The sequence below is a fragment of the Azospirillum himalayense genome, from assembly GCF_042657465.1.
GTDB lineage: Bacteria > Pseudomonadota > Alphaproteobacteria > Azospirillales > Azospirillaceae > Azospirillum > Azospirillum himalayense.
The window spans coordinates 196,708-215,651 of the sequence record NZ_JBHSLC010000111.1; the positions used below are offsets into that span (position 1 = coordinate 196,708).

General features: G+C 71.5%; 6 protein-coding genes. All 6 read left to right on the forward strand.

The window, feature by feature from the left end:
- The first annotated feature begins 362 nt into the window (after nt 1–362).
- The 6 genes from ACFPMG_RS30295 (at nt 363) to ACFPMG_RS30320 (ending at nt 18,940) form a co-directional block, all read left to right on the forward strand.
- Nucleotides 363–12,950, forward strand: coding sequence for an amino acid adenylation domain-containing protein (locus ACFPMG_RS30295; RefSeq protein ID WP_376999201.1), 12,588 nt, complete (start codon nt 363–365; stop codon nt 12,948–12,950).
- Nucleotides 12,951–12,967: 17 nt separating this feature from the next.
- A complete protein-coding gene (locus ACFPMG_RS30300; protein ID WP_376999203.1) occupies nt 12,968–13,963 on the forward strand; it encodes a TauD/TfdA family dioxygenase in 996 nt (331 codons plus the stop codon).
- Nucleotides 13,960–15,609 carry an ATP-binding cassette domain-containing protein gene (locus ACFPMG_RS30305; RefSeq protein WP_376999205.1) on the forward strand — a complete coding sequence of 550 codons (1,650 nt, stop codon included), beginning with the start codon at nt 13,960–13,962 and terminating at the stop codon, nt 15,607–15,609. Before ACFPMG_RS30300 ends, ACFPMG_RS30305 begins: the two co-directional genes overlap by 4 nt.
- A complete protein-coding gene (locus ACFPMG_RS30310; protein WP_376999207.1) occupies nt 15,606–17,258 on the forward strand; it encodes a cyclic peptide export ABC transporter in 1,653 nt (550 codons plus the stop codon). Before ACFPMG_RS30305 ends, ACFPMG_RS30310 begins: the two co-directional genes overlap by 4 nt.
- A complete protein-coding gene (locus ACFPMG_RS30315; RefSeq protein ID WP_376999209.1) occupies nt 17,258–17,998 on the forward strand; it encodes a thioesterase II family protein in 741 nt (246 codons plus the stop codon). Before ACFPMG_RS30310 ends, ACFPMG_RS30315 begins: the two co-directional genes overlap by 1 nt.
- A 297-nt stretch (nt 17,999–18,295) precedes the next feature.
- Nucleotides 18,296–18,940: a YcjF family protein gene (locus ACFPMG_RS30320; protein ID WP_376999211.1), complete on the forward strand. Its 645-nt coding sequence runs from the start codon at nt 18,296–18,298 to the stop codon at nt 18,938–18,940.
- The last annotated feature ends 4 nt before the right edge of the window (nt 18,941–18,944 follow it).

An 18,944-nucleotide genomic window follows, 5' to 3' on the forward strand; every position in this document is an offset into this window, starting at 1 on the left:
TCCTCCTCCTGTGATGTGAACGCTCGTTCCTTCAACAGATCGGGAGCGGATTCCGTTCTTGCCGACCGGTTCCGCAACCTTTGATGCTCCGCCACAACCGCTTCATCCCAAGCGGGGCCGACACGGCGCTCGTCGGAACGGAGTAACCACACGTTTGTATGCCTACACCATTCCATATCCGTAATGCGGCTTTCTCTTTCGTTAAAATTCCTTTGAGTTGTATCATTCGTTGACAATCCTTCTTATGGACGTATTGTCTGCGATCTAATCCCTTTTTGGGACGCACATGACGTTTCTGTAAAAATTCGCCGCGAATTTTCCCGTCGGATCATTGCAACGCCGAAGGATTTGTGGGGACTTCGATGCCCGACATCACACCGCACCGCCCCAACGACCGCCTTCATCTGCCCAACAGTTTCGGACCGGCCAAAATCTGGCCTGATCTTCGTCTGCACGAGGGATTCGAACGGCTTGCGGAGCGGCACTCCACCGCCCCGGCGGTGGTGACCGAGGCTGGCATCCTCGACTATGCCGGGCTGGACGCGGCGGCCAACGCGCTGGCCCACGCGCTGCTGGCGCTGGGGCTGGACAGGGAGGAGCCGGTCGGCGTTCTGGCGGAGCGATCGGGCGATCTGCCGCAAGCGTTCCTCGGCATTCTCAAGGCGGGCGGCGTCTATGTGCCGATGGTCGCCGACCTGCCGCCGGAGCGGCTGGCGAACATGGCGCGTCAAGCAGGGATGCGGTTGCTGATCGCCCTCGACGGGCTGCCCATACCGGACGCGCTGGCCGATACCCTGTCCGTCAATGGCAACACGGAACGACCGCAGGCCGTCCTGCGCCCGGAGTCCCTGGACGGAGACAGCCTTGCCAAGTCCGCGGAGCGCCCGAACCGCCCCGGTCCGGCGAACGGGCTGGCGGTCATCCTCTTCACCTCCGGGTCCACCGGCCAGCCGAAGGGCGTGCTGATCCAGCACGACGCCTGCGTGAATCTGGCGCTCGGCCACACGGAAGCGCAGGGCGTCGGGCCGGGTGACCGGGTGCTGCTGTCCACCTCCCCCGGCTTCATCCTGGGTTTCCGGGAGCTGTGCCTGCCGCTGCTCTCGGGGGCCGCCTATGTCCCGGCCTCGCGCGCGCTGATCGACGATCCGGCGCGACTGCTGGACCACATGGCTCGGCTGGGCGTGACCATCGCCCTGTTCACCCCCTCCTACCTGCGGCTTCTGCGCAGGGCGGTTCCGGCGGGGCTGCGGATGATCCTGACGGCCGGGGAACGGCCCAACCCCGACGACGCGCGGCATTACGCCCGCCACCTTGACTATTGGAACATGCATGGCGCCACCGAGGTCTGCGGCACCATCTGCATGCACAAGGTGAATCCGGACGGCGACGGCCCGCTGCCCAGCGGGCGGCCCTTCACCAACAACGCCGTCCATCTGCTCGACCGCCACGGCAACGAGGTGCCCGACGGCGCGGTCGGGGAGATCCACGTCATCGGGCGGGGCGTTTCGCGCGGCTACCTGAACCAGCCCGAACTGTCGGCGGAGAACTTCGTCGAGACGCGCTTCGGGCGTGCCTACCGCACGCACGATCTGGGTCGCTGGAACGAAGACGGCGACCTGGAGACGCTGGGCCGCGCCGACGACATGGTGAAGGTGTCCGGGCAGTCGGTGTCGCTGGGCGAGATCGAGCGGACGCTGCTGCGCCACCCGCTGGTCAGCCGCGCCGCCGCTCTTCAGCACCAGGGCCGCCTGACCGCCATTGTCGAGAGCGCCGATCCGCAGGCGGCGCAGTCGGAAGACTGGCGCGCCTTCCTCGGCCGCAGCCTGCCCGCCTATATGGTGCCGGCGCAAGTGAAGGCCGTGGCCCGGATGCCGATCAGCTCCGCCGGCAAGACCGACCGCCGCGCCCTGCTGGCGCTCGCCGACGAGGCATTGACCGCCGCGCGCGGCACGGGCGGAACGCCACCGCAAGGCGATCTGGAGCGGGCCATTGCCACGGTGTGGGAGGAGGTGCTGGACACCCGCCCGGTGATGCGGGACGACCCGTTCTTCGCCATCGGCGGCACCAGCCTGCTCGCCATCGCGGTGGGACAGCGCCTCCACGCGCTCGGCCATCCGGTGGCGGTGCCGGTGATCCTGGCCTCGCAGACGGTGGAGACGTTGGCCCGCCGCATCGCGGAACCGAAGGGCGAGGACACCGCCCCGCCGGACCTGGGCGAAGGCCCCGCCACCGCTGGGCAGGAGGATTTCTGGATCGCCGCCAAGCTCGGCCTCGCCGCCGCCGGGTCGCACGTCGTGCGCGTCCTGTCGGTGCGCGGCCCGGTTCCGGACATGGAGCGCTGGCATGCCGCCTGGGCCGCCCTGCTGGAGCGTCATCCCGCCCTGCGCACCGCCTTCCACGCCGACGCCGAAGGACGGGTGCGCTGGCGCACGGTCCCCACCGACGCTCTGCCGCCCGCCGCCGGCTTCTCGGTCGACCGCTGCCACCTCCCGGAGGAAGCGCGGGAGCTGATCGCCGGCTATGCCGAGACGCCCTTCGCTCTGACCAAGGCGCCGCTGGCCCGCGCCGGCCTGATGCTTATCGAATCCGGCAACGAGACGCTGTTCTGGTTCGTGCTTCATCACGCCGTGGTGGACGGCCAGTCCGCCCGCACGGTGCAGGAGGATGTCCTGGCCCTGCTGCTGGGCCACCCCCTGCCGCCGGCGCCGCACGGCATTGCGCTGGCGGCGCAGGACGAAGCGCGCCACCTCCGCTCCGACCGGGCGGATCAGGACCGCGCCTTCTGGAATGCCAAGCTGGACGCCCTGCCTCCGGAGGCGTTCGAGGAATTGCCGCTCGACCAGCCCCGCCCCGTCACGCCCGGCGGACGCTCCGCCCGGCCGCTGGCGGAGCGGCTGGACGCCGCGACCACTGCGGCTCTCGCCGCCATCGCGAAGGCGCAGGGCGTCGGTTTGCACGGCCTGCTGCTGGCGATCCTGGCGGCGGAGGCGCGACGGCGCGCCGGGCGGGCGGCCCTGATCCTGGGCACCGGCGTTTCGCTGCGCCCGGCGGGAGCGGAAGACGCCGTTGGGCATTTCGTCAATCTCGTTCCGGTCGTCCTGCCCGGCGTCGTGGCACCGCTGGCCGGGCAGGTCCGTGCCGCCCAGGACGCTCTGACCGAGGCGGTCGGCCACGCCGGCCTGCCCGCCAACCTGTTCCAGCGGGAGTTCCGCCAGCGCCGGCCCGACGCGCTGCCCCCCGCCCGCACCAACCTCTTCTCGGTGGCGCTGACCGCCAACCCGCCGCGGACCAGCAGCGATCCGGCCGGCGGCCTGTCGTTCGCCCCGCGCCGCCTGCCCGGCTCACTCGCCCACCCCGCCGCCGGCCTCGACCTCGCCTTCAGCCACGAACCGGTGACGGCGGAGGATGGCGAAGGGCTGGAACTGGCGCTGCTGTGGAATTTGGACGTCTACACGGAGGCCACCGCGCGCTCCTGGCTGTCCGGCATTGCCGCCTGGGCGCGCTGGCTGGCCGCCGACCCGGCGCGGCTGGAATCGCCGTTGCCCGCGCTGCTGCCGGACGAGTCGGCCCTTCTCGACCGTTGGGAACAGGGCGAGGAGCGCCCCCGCCCGGCCCTGCGCGCCCATGAGCTGTTCGAGGAAATCGCCGCCGCCCGGCCGGCGCACCCCGCCGTGGTCACCAGCACCGGCGCACGGACCTACAGCGAACTGAACCGGGACGCCGACCGCATCGCCGCCGCCTTGCTCAGCTGTGGCGCGACACGGGAGGAGCCGGTGGCTGTGCTGACCGGCTGCGTGCCGGATCTGCCCGCGGCGGTGCTCGGCGTCTGGAAGGCTGGGGCGGTCTATCTGCCGCTGGCCCAGGACCTGCCGCCGGAACGGATGGCCTACATGGTCCGCGACGCCGGCGTCCGGCTGCTGATCGCGCTGGACGGCCAGCCCGTTCCGCCCGCCCTGGCCGAGGCCGTGCCCACGCTGATCCGCCCGGAAGCTCTCCAAGGCTCCGCCGAACGGACAATGATTGCCGGAAGGCCGGACGACCTCGCCTACATCATCTACACCTCCGGCACGACCGGGCATCCGAAGGGCGTCGCGGTCCGGCACGATGGCTTCATCAACGCCGCGCTGGCGACCGGTGAGACGGTCGGCCTGCGGGCGGACGACCGCATGGCGCTGGCCGCGACGCCGGGGTTCGACGCCTCGCTGTGGGAACTCGGGCTGGCGCTGCTGCACGGCATGGCGCTGGTGCCGGTGCCGCCGCACCTGCGCGACGACCCCTGGGCACTGAAGGACGCCTACGCGGAGTTGGGCGTCACCGTGGCCTTCCACGCCCCCTCCTACCTGCGGGTCAGCCAGGAAAAGCCGTTCCGCGGCCTGCGTGTCCTGCTGACCGGCGGAGAGGCGCCGAACGCCGACGATGCCCGCCACCACGCGGCCGATCTGGCCTTCTGGAACGCCTACGGCCCCACCGAGGCGAGCATCGTCGCGTCCATGGGGCGAATCCTGCCCGACAGTGGATGCGGCGGGCCGGTGCCCGCCGGGCGCCCGCTGCCCAACACCCGCGTCACGCTGCGGCGCCCGGACGGCACGCCGGTACCACCCGGCTTGCCAGGGGAGCTGTGGCTGGGCGGGGTGGGTCTCGCCCGCGGCTATCTCAACAACCCGGAGCTGACCGCCCGAGCCTTCATCGGGACGGCGGATGGCCGCTTCTACCGCACCGGCGATCTGGGGCGCTGGACCACGGACGGTCAACTGATCCTCTGCGGCCGCATCGACCATCAGGTGAAGCTGCACGGCCAGCGCGTCGAGCTTGCCGAGATCGAGCAGGACCTGCTGGCCCACCCCGCCGCCGCGCAGGCCGTCGTGCTGGTGGACGCCGCGGCGGAGGGCACCAAGGCCCTGCGCGCCTTCGTCCGCGCAAAGGGCGGCGCCACCCTTCCCGACGAGGAGTCCTGGCGCGCCTTCCTCACCGACCGCCTGCCCGCCTTCATGGTGCCGGCCAGCGTGACGGCGGTGGACAGCATACCCCTGACGCTCGCGGGCAAGATCGACCGCGACGCCCTGCTCCGCCTCGCCCACGCCCATGGCCACGCCGCCACGACGGAAGGGCAGACGCCCTTGGAGGGGCCCGAACGCCGCATCGCCGCCCTGTGGGGTGACCTGCTGGGAGAGGAGGTTGCGCGCAACGACAACTTCTTCGCGCTCGGCGGCAACAGCCTGCTGGCGGTGACCATCGCACACCGGCTGTCACAGGAGCTGGGGGTAACCGTCCCGGCGCGCGCCCTGTTCGCCGCCCCGACCCTGGCCGGCTTCGCCCGCAAGGTGGCGGAACTGCGCGACGCGGAAGCGCCACCAACCGAAGCGGACGGCTCCGACCTCGCCACCGAAGGGGAGCGGGAGTTCTGGGTGGCCGAGGCGGCGGGGCTGGACACGCGGCCCTTCATCATTCCGGTGATCCGCGCCGTAGAGGGTGAATTGCCGGACCCGGCCCGCTGGTCGGACGCCTGGACGGCGCTCGCGCGGCGGCACGAGGCGCTGCGTACGACCTTCGCGGAAGATGCGGAAGGGCGTCTGCGCCGCTGCGTCGCCCCCACCGTCGGCGTCACTTTGGAGCTGTCCGCACAACCCGACCGCGCCACGACGCTGGCCCACATCCGCACACGCCAGGGGGAGCCCTTTGCCATGACCGCGGCTCCGCTGTGGCGGGCCGGGCTGGTGACGCCGGCGGACGGCGGCGCGCCGCTGTTCTGGATGGCGATGCATCATTCCATCGGCGACGGGCGCTCGGTCGGCATCCTGCTGGAGGAGCTGACCGTGTTGCTGGCGGGTGAGCGCCTGCCGCCCTCTCCCGCCCGCTACACCGCCATGGCCGCCCGCGAGCGTTGCTATCTGGATGGCCCGGACCGCGCCGCGGACGAGGCCCATTGGCGGAACCGGCTGTCCGCCCTGCCCGCCGAGATCTTCGAGGACTGGCCGCTCGACACGCCGCGCGCCGCCGGGGCCGCTCCGGGCAGCCACCGTTTCGAGTTGCGGCTGGACCCGGCCACCGCCGCCGGGCTGAAGACCGTCGCCCGCCGGCACGAAGCCAGCCTGCACGCCGTCCTGCTGACCCTGCTGGCGCGCGAGGTGCGGCGGCGCACCGGGCGCGGCGCCTTCGCCATCGGCACCACCGGCGACATCCGGGAAACCGCCGAGGACTCACGGGTCGTCGGCTACGGCGTGAACATGCTGCCGCTAATCGTCCAGGCCGCCGCCGGCACCCCCTTCGGAGCGGAACTGCGCGCCACCCAGGCCGCACTGGCCGAAGCGCTCCAGCATGCCCGTCTGCCCTTCGCGCGGATCTGCCACGGTCTCTGGGCGGATCGTCCGCAACACCGCGACCCGGCGCGCTACCCGCTGTTCGACATCGCGGTGACGGAGAACCCGCAAGCCGGCCCCGTCGCCGGGCCGCTGCGCCTCGTCCGCCCCGATGGCGAAGGGCCAGCCTATGAACGCACCGGCCATTCGCCGGGCCAGGACATGGTGCTGATCCATGAAGGGCTGGCGGACGGCGGGCTGCTGCTGCAATGGCACGTCAACGCCGCGCTCTACGCCAAGGACACCGCGGAGCGCTGGTTCGATGCGCTGACCGGCTGGGCGCGCTGGCTGGCTGGCGACGCCACCCGCGCCGAACTGACCCCGCCCGCCCTGCTGCCGGAGGAGGAGACGACCCTCGCGGCGTGGGAGCATGGTCCGGCGGTGGAGCGCCCGGCGCTGCCCTTCCACGCGCTGTTCGAGCGGTTGGTTGACCGTCCCGGCACCGGCCAGGGCGGACGCCCGGCGGTCATCACCGCCGACCGCGTTCTGACCTACCGCGCCGTGGAGGCGGAGGCCAACGCCATCGCCCACGCCCTGCGGGAGCGCGGGGCGGAGCGCGGCACCGTGGTCGGCGTGCTGACCGGCCGCTCCCCCAACCTGCCCGCCGCGCTTCTGGGCGTGTGGAAGGCCGGCGCGGTGTATCTGCCGCTCGCCGCCGACCTGCCGGCGGAACGGCTGGCCTTCATCGCCGGGGACGCCGGGGCGGCCCTGCTGCTGGCGCTGGACGGGGCGGCGGTGCCCGAGGCGCTGTCCGCCCTGCCCGTTCTGCGTCCGGAGGATCTCTCCGCCGATTTCCGCACGGCGCACGCCCACCGTCCGCAAGCCGCGACCGGACCGGAGGACACCGCCTACATCCTCTACACCTCCGGCTCCACCGGTCGCCCCAAGGGCACGCCGATCAGCCACGGCGCCTACGTGAACATGGTCTTGGGCGCCGTGGAAACCTTCGGCCTGACCGCCGAGGACCGGACGCTGATGTTCGCCTCCCCCTCCTTCGACGTGTCGCTGTCAGACATCGGCGTGCCGCTGGCCGCCGGGGCGGCGCTCTGCGCCGTTTCCTACGAGGTGCTGAGCGCGCCGGCCCGCCTGATCGCCTTCCTGGCCGAGCAGCGGGTGACCGTCGCCGACCTCACCCCGACCTACCTGCGCCTGTTCGACGGGGCGGAGCTGCCGTCACTGCGCATCCTGGTGACTGGCGGCGAGTCACCCTTGGCGGTCGACGTCCGAGCCTATGCCGGGCGGCTGCGCTACTTCAACGCCTACGGCCCGACCGAGAACACCATCACCAGCGCCATGGGGCTGCTGAGCGCGGAGGACCGGGGCTTCCTGCCCGTCGGGCGTCCGCTTCCCAACACCTCGGTCCACATCCGCGACGTGGCGGGCCGCCCGGTGCCGCCGGGAGCGATCGGGGAGATCTGGCTCGGCGGCGCCAACCTCGCCCGCGGCTACCTGAACCGTCCGGAGCAAGAGGCGGCGGCCTTCGTCGGGACGGAACGCGGGCGGCTCTACCGCTCCGGCGACCTCGGGCGCTGGCGCGCCGACGGCGAGTTGGAGGTGCTGGGCCGCATCGACGATCAGGTGAAGTTGAACGGCATCCGCATCGAACTCGGCGAGATCGAACAGGCGCTGGGCGGCCACCCGGACATCGCTCAGGCGGTGGCCCTGGTGCAGGGCAAGGCCGGCGCGGCGCAGAGTCTGTGGGCCTTCATCCGCCCCATCCACGGCAAGCCGGCGCCAGCCGAGGACTCCTGGCGCGGCTGGCTGGCCGACCGGCTGCCCGCGGTGATGATCCCGGCCGGGGTGATTGCGGTGGAGACGGTGCCTGTCACGGCGTCCGGAAAGGTGGACCGCGCGGCCCTGCAAGGGCTTGTCGCCGGTCACGCCCCGCAGGGCGCACAGATGGCGCCGCAGGGCCGGCTTGAGGAAACCGTCGCCCGCGTCTGGGTGGAGCGGCTGGGCCGCGGCCCGGTTTGGCGCGACGACAATTTCTTTGCGCTCGGCGGCCACAGCCTGCTCGCCATCGCCGTCGCCCACGCGCTGGAAACGGAGCTAGGATACGCCGTCTCCGCCCGCGACCTGTTCACCGAACCGACCCTGCGCGGCTTCGCCGCCCGCCTCGCCGCCGCCGCTCCCGCGGAATTCCCATCCGATGCCGAATCCGACCGCGCGACCGAAGGCCAGCGGGAGTTCTGGGTGGCCGAGCAGGCCGGGCTGGATACCCGCGGCTTCAACATCCCCCTGACACTGGCGGTGGAAGGCGACACCCCTGCCGACGACCGCTGGCAAGCAGCCTGGTTCACCCTTGCCGAGCGGCACGAGGCGTTGCGCACCGGCTTCCACGAGGATGAAGGTGGCCCGCTCCGCCGCGTCGTCCATCCCGTGACTGACGCTCTGGAGATTGGCACGGCCCCCGACCGCGACGCCGCGCTCGACCTCATCCGGGAGCGCCAGACGGCGCCCTTCGCCATGGCCGCTCCGCCGCTGTGGCGGGCCGGGCTGGTCCGGGTGGCCGACGGCAGCGGGGACCTGTTCTGGCTGACCCTGCACCATTCCATTGGTGACGGCCTGTCGCTCGGCCTGCTGGCCGACGACTTCGCAGCACTGCTGCGCAGGGTGCCCATGTCTGGCCGCGCGCCCGGATTCGGCCGCTCCGCCGCACGGGAGGAGGCCTATCTGGCCGGTGAGGCCGCCCGGGCGGACGCGGAGCATTGGCAGCGCCTGCTCGCCGGAATCGACCCCGCCGCTTTCGAGGAATGGCCGCTCGACAAACCCCGTCCGCCGGTGCGCAGCGCAGAAACGGCCCAGGGAAGCCATTGCCACAGCGTCCGCCTCACCCCCGACGTGGCGGAGGCGTTGCGCGCCTTCGCCCGGCGCAACGGTGCCAGCCTGCACGCCCTGATGATGACCCTGATGGCGCACGAGGTGCGCCGCCGCACCGGCCGGGCGGCGTTCCTGATGGGCACCGCCGCCTCCACCCGCGACACGGCGGAGGAGGCGGGCGTCGTCGGCTATTGCATCAACATGCTGCCGGTGCTCTTCCAAGGGGACCGGAGCGAGCCGCTGGAACAGGCGATCAAGGCCACGCAAAGCCGTCTGGCGGATGCCTTGCGTCATGGCCGCCAACCCTTCGCCCGCATCCACCAGGAGTTCCGCCGCAGCCAGCCTCAGGCGCATCATCCGGCCCGCTACCCGCTGTTCGATCTGGCGGTGACGGAAAATCCGGCCATGGCCGCCCCGCCCTGCGACGGGCTCCGCTTCGCGGCCATCGACACCCTCGACGGCGACGATATCCGCTACGAGCTGCGCCGCAGCGCCCCCGCCCAGGACCTCGTCCTGGTGCATGAAGGGCAGGCGGACGGCGGGCTGGTTCTCCAGCTCTACGCCAACGCCGCCCTCTACGAACGGGAAACCGCGCAAGCCTGGGCGGCAGCGCTGGCCGGCTGGGCGCGGCGGTTGGCCGATCCGCAGCGGGCACCGGGCGAACCGCTGCCCGCCCTGCTGCCGGACGAGGAAACGCTGCTCACCGTGTGGGAGCGCGGCCCGGCGATGCCGCACCCGGTTCCCTGCTTCCACCACCAGTTCGCCGCTCTGGCGCGCTCGCAGCCGGATCGCCCAGCCCTCATCACCGATAACGGCGCGGTCAGCTACGCCGCGATGAACGCCCGCGCCAACGCGTTGGCCCACGCGCTGCTGGCGCAGGGCGTGCGGACCGGCGACGCGGTCGGCGTTCTGACGGAGCGCTCGCCCGCCCTGCCCGAAGCGGTGCTGGCGATCTGGAAGGCTGGCGCCACCTATCTGCCGCTGACCCGCGACCTGCCGGCGGACCGGCTGGCCTTCATCGCCCGCGACGCCGCAATCCGTATCGTCGTGGCGCTGGACGGCCACACCCTGCCCGACGCGCTGGCACAGGCGGGATACGCGGTCATCCGCCCGGAATCCCTGACCAAGGACTTCCGCACCGCCCACGCCCATGAGCCGGAGGCCGGAGAACGCAGCCATCCCGGCGATCCCGCCTACATCATCCACACCTCGGGGTCCACCGGGGTGCCGAAGGGGGTCGTGCTGCATCATGGCGGGTTGCTGAACCTCGGCCTGTCGATGGCGCGGATGATGGGCGTCCAGCCGGACGAGCGGACGCTCCTCAGCTCCTCTCCCTCCTTCGACGCCTGGATCTCCGATTGCGTGATGACCTGGGCGACCGGGGGCGCGCTGGTTCCGATCCGCCGCGCCGAGATGGACGACACCGCCGGGCTGCGCGCCAAGATGGAGCGGCTGGGCGTCACCTCCGCCACCCTGCCGCCCTCCTACCTGCGGCTGTTCGAGCAGGCGGACCTGCCGACCCTGCGCATCCTGATGACGGTGGGCGAGCCGCCCAACGCCGCCGACGCCCTGCACTACGCGGCCCGGCTGCGCTACATCAACGGCTACGGCCCGACCGAGAACACCGCCGCCGCCAGCATCGGCATCCTGTCCCCGGACTCGCCGTGGATGAGCGCGGGGCGTCCGCTGCCCAACACCGCCGTCCACATCCTGGACGAGGACGGGGAACCGGTGCCCCCCGGCGCCATCGGCCATGTCTGGCTGAGCGGCATGGGGCTGGCCATCGGTTACCTGAACCGGCCCGACCTGACCGCCGACGCCTTCGTGGAAACGCCAAAGGGCCGCCGCTACCGCACCGGCGACCTCGGCCGCTGGCTGCCGAATGGCGAACTGCTGGTCCTCGGCCGGTCGGACAGCCAGGTGAAGCTGCGCGGCCAGCGCGTGGAGCTGGGCGAGATCGAGCATCGGCTGGAATCCCACCCCGGCGTGCAGCAGGCGGTGGCCCTGGTGGACACGCCGCCGGGCGGCGCCCAGACGCTGTGGGCCTTCGTCAGCCTCGCCCCCAACGCCGCCGAGCCGACGCAGGCCGCCTGGGCCGCCCACACGGCGGCGGCGCTGCCCGCCTACATGGTGCCGGCGGCGGTGATCCGGATGCCCGCGATCCCGGTGACCGTAGCCGGCAAGGTGGACCGCAAGGCCCTGCTGCAAGCGCTGGCCGACCACGCGCCCTCCGAAGGCACGGCTTCCGGCGCCTACACCCCGCCGCGCAACGCGGTGGAGCAGCGGGTGGCCGAGCTGTGGGCCGAGCAGCTTCAGCGGCCCGTTCCGGGGAGGGAGGCCGGCTTCTTCGAGCTGGGCGGCGACAGCCTGCGGGCGATCGCCGTGGTCAACCGCTTGCGCCGCGAGTTTGCCTGCAAGATCAACGACCTCTACGAAGCGCCGGTGCTGGCGGACTTCGCGCTGCGCCTGCGGCCCCAGCCAGACCATCTGCACCGCGTCATCGCCGCCGTCCGCGCACACTGGCGGGACTATCAGGCGGCCCTGCCCGACTTCGACGCCGCCCGCGACCGGGCGCTGGCCGAGCAGCAGCAAGCCTACGAGGCGCGGAACGCGTCCTACGATGCCTTCGACGGGACGGAGCGGCGCGACTATGGCGAGGTGCTGCTGACCGGCGCCACCGGCTATCTCGGCGCCTATCTGCTGCGGGAACTGCTGTCCGACCCGACACGGCGGGTGACCGCGCTGATCCGCGGGAACGACGACGGGGCCGCCCAAGCCCGGCTGGGCCGCGTGCTGGCTGGCTATTTCGGGTCGGAGAAGGGTGCCGCTCTGATCGCCGATCCGCGCCTGACCGTCCGGGCCGGCGACCTGCGCCGCGACGGGCTGGGCCTCACCCCCGCCACCCACGGCGCGCTGGCGGAGGGGGTGCGGGCGGTCTTCCACTGCGCGGCCAACGTCAACCATTTCGGCCATTACGCGGAGTTCCACGCCGACAACGTGGAGGCGACGCGCCGGCTTCTCGACCTCGCTGCCGCGCGGCGCGGCGACCCGGCGGACTTCCACCTGATCTCCACCCTGTCGGTCACCGGCAAGGCGCCGGAGGACGGCTTCAGACTGGTCACCGAGTACGACGCGGTGCCGGACGCCCTCGACGAGAACTACTACGTCCGCAGCAAGCAGGAGGCGGAGCGGCTGGTCACGGCGGCGCGCGGCGATCTGCGCAACGCCAGCATCCACCGCGTCGGCAACGTCGTCTTCGCGGCGGAGGGCGGGCCGCTGCAATTGAACCTGCGGGACAACGCCTTCTTCCGGCAACTCGCCGCCTTCGTGCGGCTGGGGGTGGTTCCCGACGATTCGCACGTCTGGCTGTGCCACGTCGATCTCGTCGCCCGCGCGGTGGCTCTGCTGGCCGGCGCCGCCGGCCTCGCCAACGAGACGCACCATGTGGAGAACCACCGCCGCGACACGCTGGCCGATTTCGTGACCTCGGCGGCGGGCATGGCGGGTGCGGTGCGGGCGGTCGGCTTCGACGCGCTGCTCGACCGGCTGGAGCGCGCCATCGGCGAACCCGACATGGACGGCGCTCTGGCCCAGACGCTGGAAGGCTTCGGTCTCTACAGCGGGCGCTCCCCCCAGGCGCGCGGCCGGCGGCAGGAGTTGACCTCCGAACGCACGCAAGCACTGCTCGGCCGCATGGGCTTCGGCTGGCCGCCGGTTCCCCGCGCCGGGCAGGCCGACATGCTGCGCGCCGCCGCTGACCTGTTCTCCCGATGAACGCCTTCGGAGCCATCATGCTCACCCATGTCCAGGATCTCGGCTTCCGCACCGGGGAGTTCACCGTGGAGCCGCTGCCCGACGCCGAGACGGCGCGCGTGCTGGCCGTCCTGGCCGCCCGCCACGGGACGGAAATCGACGCCGACGCCCTCGTCCCGGACGGGCGGGAGGCAGAGCTGCGCAACGAGCTGGCGGAGGCCGCGCCCGGCCTGTCCGCCCTGGCCACGGCGATCCGCGTCCGGCTGGAGACCAGCCACAGCGGCGTGCTGATCCGCCGCGCCCATCTCGGCGGTCACGTTCTCGACACCCGGCGCCGCCTGCTTTACGCGCTGGCCGTCGGCATCGGCGCGCCGACCGCAACCGACCGGATCGACCGCAAGGTGGTGTGGGACATCAAGCTCCGCCCCGAGCTGGTGCGCAGCGGCGCCGCCTCCACCTTCTCGGAGCACGCCGACGAGGCCGACTTCCACACCGACACCCAGTATTTCCCAGCCCCCGAACGCTACATGCTGCTCTATTTTGCCCAAGCGGCGGCCTGCGGCGGCGGCCGCTCCAGCCTGCGTGACGCCCGCTGCGTCCGCGAGGCTCTGGCCGGCAGCGACGAGGGGCGCTGGGCGCTGGACCTGCTGTCACGAACGGCGCTGCCCTTCCGCATTCCCGCCACCTTCACCCGCACCGGATCGCGGGACGCGGTGGAGGTGACCTTCGCCACCGTCTTCGGGGAGCGTCCACTCATCCGCTTCCGCACCGACACGCTGCTCCGTGGCCTCGCCGCCCGTCCGGAGCACGACACGCCGGAGGTCCGCCGCGCGCTCGCCATCCTCCAGGCTGAGTTGCACAACCCGGCCCGGCGGCTGGAGACCTTCATGGAGTCGGATAGCCTGCTGGCGATGAACAACCACGAGGCACTCCACGGGCGCGGCGCCTTCGCCGACCCGGAGCGCCACGCGCTGCGCATCCGCATCGACGATGGCGCCCCGCAGAATTCCACGCGGCAGGATTCCGCTCGATGAACCTCCTTCGCCTGCTGGGACGGCTGGGACCGGCGCCGCTGCGCCGGCTGGTTCTCTACGCCCTGGGGTCGGCCCTTTTCTCCACGCTGGTGCTCGCGCTGGTCAACCGCGGCGCGGAGGAGATCGCCGCGGAAAAGGCCGACTTCGTCAACGTGCCGTTGGCCGCCGCCTTCGTCGTCAGCGTCCTCCTCTACATGCTCCTGGAAGGCCGCATGGTCGCCCACCTGTCGGCGGACGCGGAGGAGGTGGTGGACACGCTGCGCATGCGGCTGCTCGACCAGATCCGCCGCGCCGACCTGTGGAAGCTGGAGCGCTTCGGCCAGACCCCGCTGTTCGAAAGCGTGACGCAGAGCAGCCAGCTCATCTCGCAGAATTCGCAGTTCCTGGCGCTGACGGTGCGCTCGGTCCTGCTGACCGGGACGATCCTGCTCTACATCGCCACCATCTCGCCGGTCGCCTTCCTGCTGATTGGTGGGCTGCTCGGCGCCGGGACATGGTTCTACATCCGGCTGGGCCGCGCGCTGGAGGAGCGGCAGCGCGCCATGATGGCGGAGGAGGCCGCCCTGTTCGAAGGCGTGTCGGACCTGTTCGACGGTTTCAAGGAACAGCGGCTGAACAGCGCCCGCAGCCGCGACCTGAACGCCGCCTTCGCCTCCGTGTCCGGCCGCACCACGACGGCGCGCGGCGCGGTGCATCTGCACACCTGGCAGCAGTTCGTGTTCGGCGAATGCGCCTTCAACCTAATGCTGGGCGTGGTCGTCTTCGTCGTGCCATCCTACTCCAGCGCCATCTCGGCGGAGTTGGTGAAGATCACCGCCGCCATCTTCTTCATGTCGGCCCCGGTCTTCGGGCTGATGCAGTCGCTGGCGGTGATGAGCGCCGCGGAGGCCGCCGCCGGACGCATGATGGCCCTGGAAGGCCAGCTTTCGGAGTTGGCGGAGGCCGGAAGCGACGGCCCCGCCCTGCCGGTGCCCGTCAACTTTGCCGAAGTGACGATGGAGGGGGTGGAGTTCGCCTTCCCCGCCCCGCCGGGCGAGCCACCCTTCGCGGTCGGCCCCTTCGACCTGACCATCCGGCGCGGCGAGGTGATCTTCATCACCGGCGGCAACGGGTCGGGCAAATCGACCTTCATCAAGCTGCTGACCGGCCTCTACCACCCGCTGCGCGGGCGGATCACGGTGGACGGGGTGCCGGTCGGGCCGCAGCGCATCGCCGCCTACCGCGAGCTGATGGCGACCGTCTTCGCCGACTTCCACCTGTTTGCCCGGCTCTACGGCCAGGACGCCCTCAACCCTGTGGAGGCCGCCGAGCTGATGCGCTGGATGGAGATGGAGCGGGTCACCGCTCTGGAGGGCGACCGCTTCGGGCGGCGCGACCTGTCCGCCGGGCAGCGCAAGCGGCTTGGCCTCGTCGCCGCCATCCTGGAGAAGGCGCCGATCCTGATTCTCGACGAATGGGCCGCCGACCAGGACCCTCATTTCCGCTTCAAGTTCTACCGGGAAGTGGTGCCGGAGCTGAAGCGGCGCGGCCTGACCATCGTGGCGGTGACCCATGACGACCATTATTTCGACGTCGCCGACCGCCGCCTGCACATGGAGGAGGGCCGCCTGACCGAACTCGCCCACCTGGCGGAGGGCGTGGCATGAGGCTGGCCGCCATCGTCCTGCGCGAGCTTCCGGAGAATCTGCGCACGCTCGCTTTGATGAACGTCCTGTCCGCGATCGCGACCGCGGCGCTGCTGTGGCTGGTCGACGCCGCCGCCAAGGACGCCGCCAAGGGCATCATCAGCCCGCGGCTTCTGGTGATGTACGCGGTCACGGTGACGCTGTTCGGAGTGACCCACAATTACGCGCTGGTCACCGCGTCCCAGGACGCCGAGCGGCTGATCCACAAGATCCGCCTGCGCCTGTTCGATCTGGTGCGCCGCGCCGACCTCGTGACCGTGGACCGCATCGGGCGGGCGTCGCTGCACGGCGTGCTGACCCAGGACACCCAGACGCTGGCCCAGACCCTGCCGCTTCTGGCGATCGGCGGGCAGCAGGCGGTGATGCTGGTCTTCCTGGCGGTCTATCTGGCCTGGCTGTCGCCGCTGGCCTGCGTGATGGCCTTCGCCTTCGCCGGGATCGCCGTGGCCGTGAAAGTCGCGCGGGTGCAGCGCCTGCGCCGCAGCATGGTGGAGGCGGCAGCGGCGGAGACGCGCGTCTTCGACGGGCTGACCGACCTGCTGCGCGGCTTCAAGGAGGTGCGGATGAACCGCCGCCGCGGCGACGGGCTGATCCGCGACCTCGCCGACGCCTCGTCCCGGGCACGGGCGGTGAACGTGGACATGAAGGCGCAATGGGGCCGCAACTTCGCGCTGGTTGAGGCGATGTTCTACACGTTGATCGGCATGATGGTCTTCGTCGTGCCGCTGTTCACCACCGGCTATCACGCGGTGGTGGTGGCGGCGACCACGGCGGCGCTGTTCATCGTCGGGCCGGTCAGCACCGTCTCCTTCGTCACCCCGTTGGTCGCCCAGACCGAGATGGCCCTGTCCAACATCGAGGCGATGGAGGATCGGCTGCGCGCCGCCGCCGGCAGCGCCCCGGACGAGGGGGCGGAGCGGCTGCCCGGCCCGCCCACCAGCGTCGCGCTGAAGGACGCCACCTTCTCCTATCACGACGGCGAGGGCACGCCGGTCTTCGCGGTCGGGCCGCTCTCGGCGGAGTTCCGGGCGGGGGAGATCACCTTCGTCACCGGCGGCAACGGCTCCGGCAAGTCGACCATGCTGCGCCTGCTGACCGGGCTGATGCCGTTGAGCGGCGGCCAGCTGCTCGCCGACGGGGAGCCGGTGCCGGCGGAGCGGATGCAGAGCTACCGCGACATGATCTCGGCCATCTTCTCCGACTATCACCTGTCGCGCCGCCTCTACGGCGTCGCCGACCCCGACCCGGCGAGCGTCCGCCTCCTGCTGGAGCGGCTGGAGATGCAGGACAAGGTGACGGTCGCCAACGGCGGCTTCAGCACCGTCGCCCTGTCCACCGGCCAGCGCAAGCGCCTCGCCCTCGTCGTCGCCCAGCTTGAGGACAAGCCGGTGATCGTGCTGGACGAATGGGCCGCCGACCAGGACCCGCATTTCCGCCGCGTCTTCTACGAGGAGTTGCTGCCCGAGCTGAAGGCGTTGGGCAAGATCGTCATCTGCGTGACCCACGACGAGCGCTGGTTCGGCCTCGCCGACCGCGTCTATCACATGAACGAGGGCCGCATCGAGGAAGGTCACGGCCACCATCCCCTGTTCGCACTGGAGCCGGCGTGATGGCCCCGCCTCCCTCCCCCTGGCTGCAAGGCTTCCGGGCGGTTTCGGTGCCGCTCCGCTCCCTGCTCTGCTTCCCCTACGCCGGGGCCGGCGCCGCCGTCTTCCGGGATTGGGCGTCGGAGGTCGGACCGGGCACGGACCTGCTGGCGGTGCGGCTGCCCGGACGGGAGAACCGCATCGGCGAGCCGCCGCTGCATCGGGTCGAGGACTCCGTGCCCGCCCTGCTGGCCGCGCTGGAACCGCTGGGGAACCGCCCGTTGATCCTGTTCGGCCATTCGCTGGGCGCGGCGCTGGCCTACGCCACCGCCCGTGCTCTGGTGGCGCGGGGGCGTCCGCCCGCCCTGCTGGCCGTGTCGGGGCGCCGGGCGCCCCACCTCCCGTCGCGGCGACAACCCGTTCACGGGCTGGACGACACGGCCTTCCGCAGCCGCCTCGCCGCGCTGGGCGGCACCCCGCCCGAGGTGCTGGCTTGCGACGACCTGATGGAGCTGATGCTGCCCATGCTGCGGGCCGACTTCGCCATGTCCGACGCCTTCCTGGAACCTGATCCACAGCCGCTTCCGGTGCCGATCCTGGCCTTCGCCGGGGCGGAGGACACCGAGGCCACGGTGGAGGAGGTCGCCGGGTGGGAACGGCTGGCCGGGGCGGGCTTCACATTGCGCACGCTTCCCGGCGGCCATTTTTTCCTGCACGGGCAGCGCGCGCCGATTGTCCGGTATCTGACGGAGGAGGATTTCTGAAACACCCATTAAGCGTTTGGATTCTTTTTGATGGCAAATCCTTTGACGAAGACAACCGCATTCATTAGCCCATATGACGGTGCCGCCGGCCACCACCGGCGGCGTTTTCGGAGCGGGCCGTCCCTGTGGGGTCAGGGTCATCGCATTTGGTCTTCCCTAGCCCTCTCCCCTCTGGGGAGACGGGGGGCCAAACGCGTTTGTCCGGCCTCCGGGGCCGACAGTCGCCACGGGCCATCCGGTGCGCGGCGTTCATTGCTGATTTTCTCTCGACAACGTCCCTTTTTGGAGCACCACAGCATGGTCAGTGAGAAAGAAACCCCGGGCGGCAAGGCCAAGCCGGAAACGGCCGCCGCCTCGGCCCCCACCCCGGCTCCGGAGGCCGTGACGGCCGCCCCTGAAACCACCACCGCCAGCACCTCCGAAGCCGCTCCGGAAGCCACTCCGGCCGCTCCGGTCTCCACCGAGGCGCAGGCGGCGGAGATCATCCGCAAGCATGTGCTGCTGTCCGCCGCGGCGGGCGTCATCCCGCTGAACTTCGTGGACACCGCGGCGCTCGCCGTTGTCCAGCTCCGCCTGCTCAAGGAGCTCTCGGAACTGCACGGCGTCGACTTCCGCGGCGACATCGGCCGCTCCGCGGTCGGCACGCTGTTCGCCACGGTCGCCCCGACCGCCCTGGCCGGCGGCCTGCTCGGCTCCATGGCGTTCAACATGGCCCTGCGCTCGGTGCCGGTGATCGGCACGGTGACGCGGCTGGCCACCCAGCCAGCCTTCAACAGCGCCTTCACCTACGCGCTGGGCAAGGTCTTCCAGCAGCACTTCGCCTCGGGTGGCACCTTCCTGACCTTCCAGCCGGAAAAGGTGAAGACCTATTTCCGCGAGAAGTTCGAGGAGGCCCGCCGCCGCAAGGGTGCGACGCCGGAGGCGGCCCCGGCCGCGGCCTGACCGC

Coding starts and splice junctions, on each gene's coding strand:
- ACFPMG_RS30300 (WP_376999203.1), top strand. CDS start 12,968: ATGCTCACCCATGTCCAGGATCTCGGCTTCCGCACCGGGGAGTTCACC.
- ACFPMG_RS30320 (WP_376999211.1), top strand. CDS start 18,296: ATGGTCAGTGAGAAAGAAACCCCGGGCGGCAAGGCCAAGCCGGAAACG.
- ACFPMG_RS30310 (WP_376999207.1), top strand. CDS start 15,606: ATGAGGCTGGCCGCCATCGTCCTGCGCGAGCTTCCGGAGAATCTGCGC.
- ACFPMG_RS30305 (WP_376999205.1), top strand. CDS start 13,960: ATGAACCTCCTTCGCCTGCTGGGACGGCTGGGACCGGCGCCGCTGCGC.
- ACFPMG_RS30295 (WP_376999201.1), top strand. CDS start 363: ATGCCCGACATCACACCGCACCGCCCCAACGACCGCCTTCATCTGCCC.
- ACFPMG_RS30315 (WP_376999209.1), top strand. CDS start 17,258: ATGGCCCCGCCTCCCTCCCCCTGGCTGCAAGGCTTCCGGGCGGTTTCG.